Source organism: Myxococcus faecalis, from assembly GCF_050039385.1.
Taxonomy (GTDB): domain Bacteria; phylum Myxococcota; class Myxococcia; order Myxococcales; family Myxococcaceae; genus Myxococcus; species Myxococcus fulvus.
Genome location: NZ_CP144336.1, coordinates 9,194,419 through 9,207,657 on the forward strand (window position 1 = coordinate 9,194,419; position 13,239 = coordinate 9,207,657).

At 70.1% G+C, this 13,239-nt stretch carries 10 protein-coding genes; 1 reads left to right on the forward strand and 9 read right to left on the reverse strand.

Annotated elements, in window-relative coordinates:
* The gene (locus VZQ01_RS36970; protein ID WP_223747555.1) at positions 1-1,140 is read right to left on the reverse strand and encodes a hypothetical protein; all 1,140 of its coding nucleotides are present in this window, start codon (positions 1,138-1,140) and stop codon (positions 1-3) included.
* 52 nt (positions 1,141-1,192) lie between these two features.
* A complete protein-coding gene (locus tag VZQ01_RS36975) occupies positions 1,193-2,098 on the reverse strand; it encodes a beta propeller repeat protein (protein ID WP_223747556.1) in 906 nt (301 codons plus the stop codon).
* A gap of 119 nt (positions 2,099-2,217) precedes the next feature.
* On the opposite strand from VZQ01_RS36975, the gene VZQ01_RS36980 reads away from it, so the two are divergent.
* Positions 2,218-3,144: a type VI immunity family protein gene (locus VZQ01_RS36980; protein ID WP_223747557.1), complete on the forward strand. Its 927-nt coding sequence runs from the start codon at positions 2,218-2,220 to the stop codon at positions 3,142-3,144.
* Between the two features lie 7 nt (positions 3,145-3,151).
* Here VZQ01_RS36980 and VZQ01_RS36985 read toward each other — a convergent pair whose 3' ends face one another.
* The 7 genes from VZQ01_RS36985 to VZQ01_RS37015 are packed head-to-tail and all read right to left on the reverse strand — an operon-like array spanning position 3,152 to position 13,237.
* Positions 3,152-4,255: a hypothetical protein gene (locus VZQ01_RS36985; RefSeq protein WP_426746001.1), complete on the reverse strand. Its 1,104-nt coding sequence runs from the start codon at positions 4,253-4,255 to the stop codon at positions 3,152-3,154.
* Positions 4,252-5,283: a DUF2169 family type VI secretion system accessory protein gene (locus tag VZQ01_RS36990; protein ID WP_223747559.1), complete on the reverse strand. Its 1,032-nt coding sequence runs from the start codon at positions 5,281-5,283 to the stop codon at positions 4,252-4,254. Before VZQ01_RS36990 ends, VZQ01_RS36985 begins: the two co-directional genes overlap by 4 nt.
* Positions 5,284-5,289: 6 nt before the next feature.
* On the reverse strand, positions 5,290-7,278 hold the full coding sequence (locus VZQ01_RS36995) for a hypothetical protein (protein ID WP_426746002.1): 1,989 nt from the start codon (positions 7,276-7,278) through the stop codon (positions 5,290-5,292).
* Between the two features lie 10 nt (positions 7,279-7,288).
* Complete coding sequence (locus VZQ01_RS37000; RefSeq protein ID WP_046714488.1) at positions 7,289-7,666, reverse strand: PAAR-like domain-containing protein; 378 nt, start codon at positions 7,664-7,666, stop codon at positions 7,289-7,291.
* Positions 7,667-7,677: 11 nt separating this feature from the next.
* Positions 7,678-8,181 (reverse strand): hypothetical protein, encoded by a 504-nt coding sequence (locus VZQ01_RS37005; protein ID WP_223747561.1) that lies wholly within the window; start codon positions 8,179-8,181, stop codon positions 7,678-7,680.
* 10 nt (positions 8,182-8,191) lie between these two features.
* Positions 8,192-11,014 carry a type VI secretion system Vgr family protein gene (locus tag VZQ01_RS37010; protein ID WP_426746003.1) on the reverse strand — a complete coding sequence of 941 codons (2,823 nt, stop codon included), beginning with the start codon at positions 11,012-11,014 and terminating at the stop codon, positions 8,192-8,194.
* A gap of 6 nt (positions 11,015-11,020) precedes the next feature.
* Positions 11,021-13,237 carry a type VI secretion system Vgr family protein gene (locus VZQ01_RS37015; RefSeq protein WP_426746004.1) on the reverse strand — a complete coding sequence of 739 codons (2,217 nt, stop codon included), beginning with the start codon at positions 13,235-13,237 and terminating at the stop codon, positions 11,021-11,023.
* Positions 13,238-13,239 lie beyond the last annotated feature (2 nt).

The window sequence follows — 13,239 nt, forward strand, 5'->3', positions numbered from 1 at the left end:
TCAGCGAGCATTGCCCTTGGTGCGAGGCGGGCCCGCGCCTGGGTCTCCTCGCAGGCGCGCACCTTGTTCGGCTCTGCAGCGTGCCCTCCGGAAGGAGGTGGCCCTGCGCTTGGCGGTGCTGGTTGTGCGTGCCGCCGCGGCTGCCCCTGGGGTGCCTTGTGCGGCTGCTTCGGCCGCCTCGGCATTGTGGACGTTCTGGTCCAGATGAGCCTGGTACTGGTCCTGGCGAGAAGGGGGCGGAGGTGAGCCGGTGAATGAGGCGGGCACAGTACTGTCTCGCTCATGCCTGGCCATGTCATCCGCCATCTTCTGCTTCATCTGTGCTTCGGCCTTCTTACGCCAGTTGTTGATGCACTTGGCGGCGGACTTCCCATCGATGACGTCGGCTGGAGGACAGGTGGGGGATTTTACCGACCCCAGGCCTGAGCCCGCTGCACCTCCTGGTCCACCCGAAGCGCTTGCCGAGCCGCTGGCGCCACTCCCACTGGTTCCAGCCAGCCCCGGAGGTTGTTGGTTGGCGGCGCGCTCGGAGGTACGCCAGCGTTGTTGGTGCTCTCTCACGTACTGGTTGACGCGCGCGTCCTCATCCGCGTGGCGTTGACGTTGTCCGTACTCGGTCTCTGGCCGACCTGACTCTGAGTTGTCATACCGTCGCCGCTGAGCATCCGCGTTCTCCCGACGGGTATGACGTCCGTGCTCCATGTTCTCGGATGCCATGCCCTGCTGCGGAACGGCGGGCGCGCGATCCGACTCATAGCCGTCGATGACGTTCCGGCAGGGGTCCCCACGCGCATCGTTGCCCATGTCATCCGCACCGCTCTCCCGGAAGTTGGAGTCGCGGACGAGATGGCCTGACTGGCAACTTCGGAGGTAGCGGTCACCCGCGGTGGGGCGTTCCAACGGAGTTCCGTCCTTCATCCCAGCCGCATGCTCCGCGGCGGTCGCCGTGTCCCACCGCGCGCATTTGGCCTTCGCCTCTCTGTTGAGTTTTGCGACGTGGTCATACGAGCCGAACCACTCCGGGTTCAGCTTGGCCTTGATGAGCAGTTGCTGGCATTGCCGGGAGAAGAAGCTGCTGCCACCGCCCTCAAGGTAGTTGACGGGTGTGTGCGGTGGTGGCGTGGGCGCGCTGGCTGTCATGTCGGGTCCCCCTCGAACGGACGGCTTCGCTGACCTTCGTGAATCGAGTCTCTCACCACTTGCGTGGAATGTCCTGGACGCAGGCGACGAAGTCCGCGAGCGGGATGGTCCGGAACTCCTTCGCGTCCTCGGTGTCGACCAACCCCTCCGACGTGGCCATCACCAGCCGCTTCCGGGTGTCCAGGCTCAGGGGCTTCACAGGCGCCTCCACCTCCTCGAGCTGATTGCCGCGCAGCGTGAAGAGCCCATACGTCCCACCCGCCACCCAGACCTGCTCCCGGTACTTCGCCACGCTCATCAACATCCCGGGGGACTCCGCCACCTCCGACCAACCATAGACGCTGCCTTCGTGCACCCCCGCGTCGCTGCACGCATACATCTCATCCTTGCTGACGACATGCACAGCCGTCATCACCGCCTCCGTGAAGGACGGTGCCGGATGCCACCGCGCTCCATCCCAGCGTGCGATGAGCCCCTCCCCACCCACCGCGTAGACCAGGTCCGGCGCCAGCCCATGCACCGCGAAGACCTCGCCAGGGCAGGGAAGCTCATGCCATTGCCTGCCATCCCAGCGGTAGAACGACTCCTTGCGCTGCTGTGAATGCGGTCCCCAGGCCAACACGAACCGGTCATCCAATCCCCAGATGCCCGACACGACGCACGGCAGCTCGTGGAACTCCCACGCCGGACGCGAGGGATTCTCCGAGCGGTTGATGTGCACCCCTCCGCGACGGAAGCTGCCCTCGGCCACGTAGACCGTGCCCGACGGCGAGCGCCAGAGCGACGTGAGCCACCCCACCTGGCCCAGCAGCGTGTAGACGCGCCCGTCCACCACCTGGCCCACCCACGACTCCGCGTGGTCCTCCATCCAGTCCTTGCCATCCCACCGGTCCGCCAGGAAATGGCAATCCCAGGCCGACTCGCCGCTGGCCCGGCGGAATGCGTGTGCGAGCTTCATGATGTGGGGTCCTCGGGTACGGGGCGCCTCGCGGCGGCGGGAAGCTCGCCTGGGTCTCTGGAAGCCACGGTCTCGTGATAGTCGTACATCGCTCGGGGTGTTGCCAGGAGGCGGTGACGATGTCGAAGCTGCGTGGACCGGGGGGCGACGTGCTCGCGGAGAACCCGGAGGTGACGCTGACCCGATATGCCCTCGGGCTGACGCTGTACCTGGATGAGCCCTACGTCTGGGCCACCGAGGGCGCCGCGGCCCTGCTCCGGCGCTTCCTCCAGCTGGCTCCCGCCGAGCGACTCACCTGGTACACCACCTCCACGCTTCCGGAGTGGCACCGCTTCACGCCTCGGGTCGCCGACGACGTGCTCGCCTCCCTCTCCGTCTCCTGGGCCGATGTCCGCGTCAGGCACCTGTTCACGTTCCGCCTGGTGGATGACCTCGGAGCGCCAGGGCTCGGCTTCATCTACCGGGAGCTGGACGCGGCACGGGGCCGTCGAGGCTTCCTCCAGGTGCTGCTGCCGGAGACCCTCGACCCGAAGCAGCTGCTTCAACTGGCCAAGGAGGTTGGCGAGCGCTGGCCCCTGCTCTGCGGCGTGGGCGGCTACGTGGGCACCTGGAACGAGTGGGTCAAGTCCACCGCGTTCTGGAGTCTGTACCGCTCCAGCCAGCGCTACCTCGGGCTCGACATCCAGGACCCGGATGCCATGTCCTGGTGCGTGGGCGAAGGGCTGCCCGGGAGCAACTGGCTCACGCTCGTGGGTGACGGCCTCGCCGGGAAGCTCGCGCTGGACGTCGCCGCGCTCAAGGCCCGTGCCTGGACGTCCGAGGTCCACGTGCACACGCTGAAGGGGACCACGCTCATCCAGGCGGGTGAAGCCCCGACGCTCGGTGACGTCAACGCGCTCGAGTACCCCTCCGCCTACGCCGAGGTGGCGCGTGTCCTGGAACCCCACTTCGTCAAGAAGCCCACCGAGTTCTGGGGTGGCTTCCAGGAGGAGCAGAAGACAGGGGCCTGGCTGCGCCGCTTCGTCTTCCCGGAGGACCTGCGCTGAGCCCATCTCACGGCCCCCGTGAGAGCAGCACCACGCCGCGCGCGCCGCCCGCGCTCGAGCCCGTCAGCAGGCAGGTGGCCGCGCCCGGGTCACCTCGCAGCATGCCCTCCACCGCGACGGCCAGCCCCGTGGGCATCGCCGCGGCGCCGAGGTCTCCCAGGCACTCGGACAGGTACTCGAGCGTGGCCTCCGGCGGCATCACGTCATGGGCCACCCGGGGCCAGGCCAGCTTGAACTCGTGCACGCGCAGCTCCTCCGCCGTCATGTCGGAGAGCCACCAGTCCAGCGTGCGTCGCTCTTCACGGAGCCGCTCGGACACCACGCGGCCCGCGCGTGTCAGCGCCGCCGCCATGCAGGGCACGTCGTTGTCCTGGGTGGCCAGCTCGACGTCGGTGGCCACGGTGTCGAGCCGCGCGAGCACCGGCCACTTCGTCCGCTTCGCCACGTCCGTCCGGGTCAGCGCGCAGAAGGCCGCGCCCTCTCCTCCGACGAAGGTGTCCAGGTTCTCCCCATCGAAGATGCGCTGCTGGTCGATGAGCGTCTGGACCACCTCCGGGTCGTAGTACGTGTCCACGCCTCCGACGAGCGCGACGTCCACCTTGCGGCCTCGCAGCGCCTCGCCCGCCTCGATGAGCGCGAAGGCCAGCGAGGCATGACCCCGCGGCACCACGTGGACCACGGGCCGGACGTCTCGCTCCTCCAGGCGCCGCACCAGCGCCTTCTCCACCTGGCGTCGCTGCGTGGCGAAGCCCTCCTGCGTCCGCTCCCCCATCCGCTCGGGAAGACAGAGCACCAGGGCCACGGTCGCGTTCGGCGGCAGCTCCTCCAGGTTCGTCAGCAGCTGCGTCAACGTCCGGGTGGCGATGGGCACCAGCCGCTCGGCGCCCGAGTCCCGGGTGGGCAGCGTCCGGATGGGCGCCATCGTCACGCGCTTCCCGTTGGGCGCGCGGAAGGGTGTCTCCGCGTAGGCGGACAGCTCCGCGCGGCGGAAGGCCCACGTCTGGTACGGAGCGAAGGCCAGCCCGTTCCACGCGGCCGTCCCCACGATGACGGGCGCCGAACCCCACCGTCCGCCGTAGTGCGCCGAGTCCAGGTGTCGAGCGGTGCTCATCGGACGACCTCCTTCTCGTGCACCTGGATGTAGTGCAGGCGGCGCGCGGGGCGCGGCATGGGCACCACGGTGCGCCAGGTCAGCTCCAGCGTCTCCTCGTCCGAGGGCCGCAGCAGCACCGTGTCCAGGACCGGGCGGTGGTCCGTGTCCCCCTGCGCCGTCCGCGCCGTCACCGCGAAGTGCAGGCGGGGGAGCGCGAAGTGATACGAGCCGCCCGCGGAGAGGTTGAGCAGCTTCACCATCTCGCCCCCCTTCAAGTACTCGGGGCAGATGAGCTCGGGCGTCGCGCACTGGTTGTGGCGCTCGTCGAAGTCCAGCGGCTGCAGCGGCATGCGCTCCTTCATCCACTTCTCGTCCGCGGTCCCCGCGTAGCGACGACGGGGCTCCCAGTGTCTGCCGATGGCGCCCACGCCGGCGGGCGCGGGCCGCGTCCTGGCGGAGGAGATGAGGTCGCGTGGATCCTCGATCTGCGGAGCAAGCTGGTTCACCAGCGCGTCCGAGTCCCGCGCGACGCCGCGCCCCAGGGGGTTGCGTGCCTCCTCCACGGGCGGCTTGTTGGCGTCACTCGCGTCGAAGCCCCCATACGCGAGCTCCCACTTCAGGGGCACGCTGGTGAAGGGCTGCGGCGGTCCCAGCGCCATCCCGAGCGCGCCCCGGTACCAGACCCGCGTGCCGAACACGCGCAGGCTCTTGGCGACGGGGCCCACCTCGATGTGGACGTCCAGCTGCTTGACGGCCTGGCCGCCCTTGCTCATGGCGTTGCCCACCACCACCACATCCGTGGAGGGCTTGCGGATGCACACGTCCGCGGGGAGCTGGATGCTGCTGGCCTCGGGCGCCTTCTTGTCCCAGGGCTCGTCGGCGTGGCGGACCTGGGCGCCACCGACGCGTGTCACCCGCGCGCTGCCCGGGGCGATGGAGAAGAGCTCCTTGATGAGGACCACCATCAGGATGCCTCCGTCCATCCCCAACTGGGGAACGAGGGCCACCGTGGATGAGGTGCCGTTGAGCAGCTCGGGCGTGTTCACGTCACGTCACCTCGCATACCGCGTCGTCCATCCATCCGACGGGCTCCGCCGGCTGCCCGACTCCACATGAACCCTCCAGGCCTCGAGCTGCGCGAGCTGCCGGACGACGAAGTCCGCGCGGTCCAACGGAACGGCTCCGCCCGTGCGCACCGCCAGCTCCACGTGCACCCAGCGGCGCATCGCGGGCAGTGACTCCGGAGCCTCCAGCTCCCACAGGGAGACCTTCGGACTCCACGCATGTCCGAAGCGGTAGCGCGTGCCCTTCCTGGCATGGCGACCATGCTTCGCCCACCAGTCCGCCCACACGACGGCCCGGTCCGTGAGGTCGAGCACGGGCGTGGGCGGCGTGAAGGGTCGCTGGAAGGGCAGGGCGTCCCGCGTGTACTCGGGGCTCGGGACGTCCTCCGTCAGGGACGCGCCTGTCATCCGTTGCAGCGCGTCCAGCGCCGCGACCTTCGTGTCGGGAGCGTCCATCGCCAGGTGCTTGAGCAGCACCTCCATGAACGACAGGTCCCCGAACCACCCCAGGGCCCGCAGCACCGCGGGCACGTCACCCGAGTCCAGCGCGGCTCGCAGGTCGTCGGCTCCGGACGCGTCCGCGGACACCGCCAGGAAGAGGGCCGCGTCCGCGAAGGCGCCCTGACCCTTCAGCACCAACGCGCGCGCTCGCTCCAGGCCTTGCTCGCTTCTTCGCAGCAGGGTGCTCTCCAGCGCGGCGCGGACGACCTCCTCGTCCTCGTGGCGCAGCGCCTGCTCGAGCGCGCGGTGAGGCACGGGACCCTGGGTGGCTCCGAGCGCCTGGCTCGCGGCTCGAATCACCTCCAGCTCCGGGTCCTCCAGTCCTCGCTCCACGTCGGACACGGAGAGCGCGCCGCGCCGCGCGAGGACGCGCAGGCCCGCGGCCCTCCGCGCCGGCAGCTCCGCGTCCAGCCACGGGCGCACCGCCCGCTCGATGCCGGGATGCGGCGCGAGCGAGAGCGCGTCCGTCACCGCCTCGGCCATCCTCGGCTCGCTCAGCTCCACGGTCCGGATGATGCGCAGGGCCTGGTCGAGCGCGTCGTCCCCGGCCAGCGAGCCGAAGAGGAACACGTTGGCCCAGGTGAGCTCGGGGTCCGGCTCGGGACGCTCCTCCAGCAGCTTCACCAGGCGCGGCAGGATGGGAGGGCCACAGGCGACGATGGCGTCCACGCGGCGCACCAGCCGTTGCTCGGTGCGCTCGCTGTTCGACCAGGGCGTGAGGGGCCGGGCCCGACGCATCAGCCCGAACATCCCCAGCTCCTCCAGGCAGGTGCGCGCATGGCCGAAGAGCACGTCCTCCTCGGCCTTCGGGTGGCCGAAGTGGAGGGGCAGGGCCTGCGCGTCCGTCGCCGCGACCCTCGCTTCGTCCTCCTCCGGCGCGGCGTCCTCGTCGTCGTCTTCTTCGGCCTCGAACGCCGCCAGCCGTGCGTGCGCCTTGGCGAGCAGCGCGTCGAGCTGCGCGAGCGTCGTCACGGGCGGAGGCGCCGCGGGTGGGACAGGGGGTGGCGCTTCCGGCTCGGGCAGCTCCGGCAGGGGGATGGCCGGCAGGAGGACCTCGCGCACCGGCTCGAGCAGCCGGGGCTCGCGGAGGCTCGCGCGCAGGGGCTCGGCGCGGACCTTGGGCGGCAGTGGGCGCGCGTCGGCGCCCGTGGAGAAGGGCTCGCCCAGGGCGCCGATGGCCGCCTTCATGGCCTGCTGGAGCAGCGCCAGCTCCGCGAGTCCGCCCGGGTCCTCCGTGGGGACCTGCGCGAGCAGCCGCGCCGCCGCGTGGAGGTTCGTCGCCATGGCGCGGATGCGCTCGCGCCGGACGTTGAACTGCGCGCGCGCCGCGTGGGCCTCGTACGCCTCACGCAGGGCCAGCGCGAGCTGCTCCTCGGCCTGCCGGACGGGCAGCGCCGGGTCTGTCACCGCCCTCAAGCCGAGCAACGCCTCATCGAGCAACGCCTGGACTGTCTGGATGCCCATCCGCTCCGTCACGCCCACGCCCCTACCGGGAGTCCCCGAAGCCCACGTTCCCCGTCACGCAGACGGGCTTGCCCTCGAAGTGCACGGTGACGGCGGGGACGGGCAGCCCCCACGCCACGCCGCGGTTGACGCCCGCGACGGTGATGTCCTTGGTGAGCGCGACGCCGGGCTCGTTGCCCTTCATGTTCCCCGTCTTGCAGAACGAGCTGTGGACGTGCTTGCTCTCGATCTCGATGTTGCTGCACTTGACGCTCAGCGAGCCCGAGTCCCCGGTGATGGGGTAGGGCATGGGCAGCGGGCTGGGCGCCGCGGGCGTGTGGCACATGTTGGGCGCCATGGGCACCACGGTGTGCTTGCTCTTCTCTCCGACGACCGTCATTCCAAGCGCGGTGACGCTCATGGCGCGGGCTCCTAGTTCAGCTTGATGAGGGTGGCCAGGACCTTGGCCACCTCGCGTGCACGGGTGATGACCCGGTCGGCGTACAGCTCGACCTCGGTCGCGGTGACTTGGAGGAACGCGCCGGGGACGCGCAGCAGCGCCTTCTCGTCCGCCGTCACGGAGAAGCTGCGCACGCGCGCGTTGACCGCTCCCTGCCGGTCCAGGTGCAGCGCGCGCTGCGTGGTGAGCAGGCCCGCGATGAGCGGCGTCTCGTCGGAGGCATCCACGATGACCCTCGCGCCCGAAGCGAGCGCCTCGTCGAGGAGCGCGGGGTCCACCGCGGGGTCCACCTGGAGCAGGTGCTCCGTGGCGCCGATGCGCACGCGCCACCCCTCGCCCTCCCGCGCCACCAGTCGCCCCAGGCTCATCGGAGGCAGGGCGGCCGCGGGCGCCGGTGCCAGCCTCACCTGACGCGGAGACTCCTCGGAGGTCTCGGCCTCTTCACGTGCCACGCTCTTGAGTGCCTGCATGCTCATGTCCTTCTCCTCATCCCGGCATGATGGCGGGAGGGTGCATCTTGATTTCGGAGGTGCCTTCGATGGTGACGCCCAGCGCGCCCTTGATGGCCACGCCGCTGGAATCGATGACGACCTCGGAGGCTCCACACGTCAGGGTGATCTTCCCGGACGCCTCGAGCTTGAGATTGGCGGCGGTCACCACGCCCGCGGCGCCCGCGGTGATGGAGTGGCCTCCGGTGATGTCCTGGGTCTGGCTGGCCACGTTGATGGCCACGGCCCCCTTCGCATCGATGGCGAGCGCCTTGGCCACCTTCACCATGTACGCGCCCACGGTCTCGAGCTTCGCGATACCCACCTGCTCGTTCTTGCCGCCGTTGATCAACTCGATACGGGCCGCGCCGATCGTCTCCGTCGAGTCTCCGCCGACCGCGAACGAGACTCCCGTCACCGCGTTGATGACCGCCAGCGCGCCGATCTTCTCGGTGACGGAGCCCTCGACCGTCGTGCCCCACGTACCGGGGCCGCCGCCTCCACCGCCGCCGCCTCCTCCTCCTCCACCTCCGCCACCGCCTCCTCCTCCTCCTCCTCCACCTCCGCCACCGCCGTCTCCGCCACCTCCGCCGCCTCCGCTACCCGAGTTCGCGGTGGCCGGCGCATCCCACGATCCCCCCGCGCCGCCTCCGCCACCACTTCCCCCTCCGAAGCCCCCGAAGCCTTGTCCCCCAGCGCCACCACCGCGCGGTGACGCGCCTCCGCCCTGGGGTGATGCTCCCCCTCGTGTCAGCGCGCCGCTCGACACGGCTTGCGCCATGCCGGATGCCATGACGGTCGAGAGGGACAGGTTCCCGTCCTCGGCGAGCTGGCCCACCTCCGAGCCGAAGACGGCCACTGCGGTGTTGTCGCCTCCGAGGAGGGCCGCTGCCGGGCCGGCCAGCTCCGCGGCGGTGCCCAGCGCTTCCCGGGCAGCGTTCAGCCCCGGCATCAAGGGCCCGAGCAGGGCGGCTTCGGCGCGGCTCGCCGCCTTGCCCGCGAGGGCGATCGCCCCTTCGAGGGCCAGTGTCTCGATGCTCTCGACCAGCCCTTCCGCCGGGTCGCCGACCTGCATGTTCTCCAGCCCGCCGACCTTCAGCGTGACGGCGCCGGTGATCTCCTCGCCGATGATGCCGCTGACCTTGACCGCGCGGTTGGCGCCCACGGTGACCTTGTGGTCCTTGCCCACCGAGGCGTTGTGAATTCCCTTCACCGCCATCTTCTCGTTGGCGCCGACGGACATCTCCCGATTCGTGCCGATGGTGCGCTTCTGGTTCACCGCGACCTTGGCGCTCTTGTCGTTGGCGGCCTTGATGTTGATGTCGTAGGCACCATTGACGTAGACGCGCTGGCTGTCCGCCGAGTCGTCGAAGCTGACCTCGTTCGAGCCCCCCGCGCCGGGCGACGAATTGGAGCGGTGCCCGGACACCGTCTTCTGCGCGGGCAGGCTGTAGTCCGGCGGGTTCAGCGGGTTGTAGAGGCGCCCCAGGCACACGGGCCTGTCCGGGTCTCCCTCCACGAACTCGATGAGCACCTCCCAGCCGATGCGGGGAATCATCACGGAGCCCGTGGTGTGCGCCTGCGTGACGCGGACCCAGCAGGACGACTTGTCGTCGAGCATGCCGTCTCGGTCCCAATGGAACTGCACCTTCACGCGGCCATGCTCGTCGCAGTGCAGCTCCTGCCCCGAGGGCCCCGTGACTCGCGCCGTCTGGAGTCCCAGGATGCGCGGCCGAGGCGTCTCACGTCGGGGGCGGAACACCTGCGCGGAGGGCACCACGTCGAAGTCCACCTCGCAGTGCGCCGCGCCGGTGTCCACGAGCGGACCGGGCTCCTGCTGGCCGTGGAAGCGCAGGTGCAGCCGCGAGGCGGTGATGAAGTACTCGCCATCCGCGAAGGGGTGGCCCACCAGCGACACGCGCCGGCCCGGCGCCAGCGTCATCGCGTTGGTGCGCGCCCGCGCGGACTTCCGCCGTCCCCGGAGCTCCTCCAGGCGACGCTTCGCCAGTCGTTTGCCGTCCGCGGGCTGCGTGTAGCGGCCCGGGTACTCGTACCACTCCGCCTGCACGGAGTCCTCGGCGAGCTGGTCCGCGGCCAGCTTCTTGGAGGGGTGCAGCATGTCGTAGTCGTCCAGGCTGACCTTGGAGACGCTGGCGCGCACGCCGCTGCGCCAGTCCCACACCGCCACCGCGTCGCCTCCGAGCGAGGCGTCGTAGCGGAAGGGCAGGGCGTCCGGCTCCATCACCTCGGCGGACTCGCTCGCGTCCGAGAGCACCATCACATGCCCGTCCGCGCTGTGCTCGAACGCGAACCAGATGCCCTCCTCCTCGAGCAGCCGGCACACGAAGTCCCACTCCGACTCGTCGTACTGCACGCAGTACTCACGCTGGGGATACGCGCCCTCCAGCGACCAGCGGAACAGCTTGTCCTCGAGCCCCGCGTCCTTGAAGACGGCCTTCACGATGTCCGGGACGGACAGCTCCTGGAAGATGCGGAAGCCGTACCGGTACGCGACGAGCCACGGCTGCGGGACGAGCGTGAGCCGGTAGCGCACGAGCTGCGCCGGGTCATCCGTGGCGACGACGTCGACCCGGTCCACCACCCCCGACACCTCGCGCACCTGCCCGAAGGCGTCCTCCAGCACCACGTGGGCGAACCCGCCGCGCGCCTCCTCCGGCGCCAGCTCCGTTGCCGACAGGTCGAGCTCGAACACGAACCGCCGTGACACCTCTTCTTCGCCACGCAGGGCGTGGACGACCAGGTCTCCTCGCTGACCGGGGATGCTGGCGGTGACGGACACTGCCGAGGGCGAGTCGCTCATAAAGCCTCAGGCGCTCTTGTGCAGCAGCTGGTTGAGCACCTTGTTGTTCTTGATGACGACGGTGGGGGCCTTGATGTTGATCTGCCCGCTGGCCAGCAGCTCCACCGTGCAGGCGCCGCCCCGGAGGACCAGCTTGTTCTGGGCGGAGAAGGTGATGTTGGTGGCCTTCACCTTCATGCCTCCGCCCGCGGTGATGGCCACCAGGCCCTTGGCCGTGTCGGTCCTGCTGCCGCCGCACTTCACCTTCTCCACGCCCGCGTTCATCACGTAGCCCGCGCCGCAGGAGACGGACATCTGCTTGGCCTTGGTGAACTTCAGGGCGCCGATGGTCTCCGTGAAGTTCGTCGACACCGAAACGAGCCGGCTCTTCCCCGCCAGCTCCATCCAGGCCGCGCCGACCTTCGTCGAGGAGGCCCCCACCACCTTGCGCGTGTAGGCGACGAGCGCCGTCACCACCTGCATCGCGGCCACCTTCCGGTCCAGGGTGCCCTGGATGCTCTCGGCCATGTCCCCACCCACCTTCACCATGCGCGCGCCGCCGACGCTCACGCTCAAGTCCCCGCCGACGCCATCCGTGTAGTCGCCCCCCACGTTGATGTCCTGGTTGGCGCCCACGCTGAGCGTCCGGTTGCCGGTGACGTTGGCGTAGTGGTTGCCTCCCACGCTCACCGTGTTGTCCACGCCCACCGAGCAGCGCTCAGCGTTGGCGACCGTCATCTCCGCGTCGTTGTCCACCAGCAGCGTGTAGTCCTTGGACGCGTTGATGAAGATCTCCTCGGCGCCCGCCGCGTCCTCGAAGCGCAGCTCGTTGGCGCCCGGTCCGCCGCCCGTGGTCGCGCTCTGGATGGAGCTGCGCGTGGCGCCGTCCGGCAGCGCGTACGGAGGCGTGTGCTCGGCGTTGTAGAGGTGGCCCGCGACGAAGGGCCGGTCGAAGTCCCCCAGCTCGAAGTCCACCAGGAGCTCGAACTCCACGCGGGGGATGATGAGCGAGCCGCTGAGCGGAAGCTGGCCCACGCGCAGCCACGTGGAGCTGCGGTCATCCTTCAGGCCGGAGCGGTCCCACGGAAAGCGCACCTTCACCCGGCCGAAGGACTCCGTGTGGATCTCCTCGCCCGAGGGCCCGGTGACGAACGCCAGCTGCGTGCCTCCGATGAGCGGCTTGGGCGGCGCCGTCACCGGCCGGTAGGGCACGGTGTGCGGGATGGCCCAGACCTCGTTCGAGTAGAAGCCGGGCCGCTGCGTGTCGTGCTCGCTGGAGGCGTGGTGCACCACGCGGGTGATGAGCAGGTCCACGTTGGCCTCCGTCCGGCCATGCCCCGTCACGCAGAACGTCCTGCCGGGCTCCAGCCTCGGGCAGGTGCTCTGGCCCTGGAGCGTGCGCGTCCCCAGTCGCAGCCGCTCCATCAGGCGCCTGGCGCGCGTGCGGCCCGCCGCCGCCTCCACGAAGTCACCCGGATGCTCGTAGACCTCGCGCCCCGTGGTGGACTCGGCGCTGTGGGTCGCGGACAGGTCGACCGCGGGGCGCTTGAAGTCGTAGTCGCGCAGGAACACTTGGTCGGAGGCCATGCTCCGGCCATCACGCAGGTCGATGACCACGTCGTCGTCGAGCTGGCTGCTGTCCCGGTCCACCAGCAGGCTCTGCCCCCGGATGGGCTCCAGCCGGGTGCTGTCGTCGAAGAAGAGCATCCGCGCGCCGTCCGCCTCGTGGTGCACCGCGAAGGCGATGCCCTCCGAGTGGAGCAGCCGCGACATGAAGGCGAAGTCGCTCTCGTTGTACTGGACCACGTTGACGCGCGTGGGGGGCGGCTCCGTCAAATCCCAGCTGGACGCGTCCCCCAGGCCCGCGACGTCGAGGACGCTGGAGACGACCTCCTGGACGCTCTGCTCCTGGAAGATGCGCGAGGTGCGGCCCAGCTTGAGCAGCTCCACCGGGGCGCAGATGACGACCACCAGCCGGAAGGCATGGCTCTGCGTGGCCTCCAGGTGCGCCTCGGTCACCACGCCGTGGAAGGGGCGGTCCTCCGAGTCGTCGTGGAAGCGCAGCCACAGGGCCGCCGGCGTGCCCGGCAGCGCGTCCAGGTCCACCTGCTCCGGCGTTTCGGCCTCCACCTGGACCCGGCAGCCCTCGCTCAGTCCTTCCGTGGCCTCCATCCGCAGGACGCGGAAGCTGGTGGGGTCGAACCCCTCCAGGGACAGCTCCAGGCTCAGTCGACGCATCCCCATGA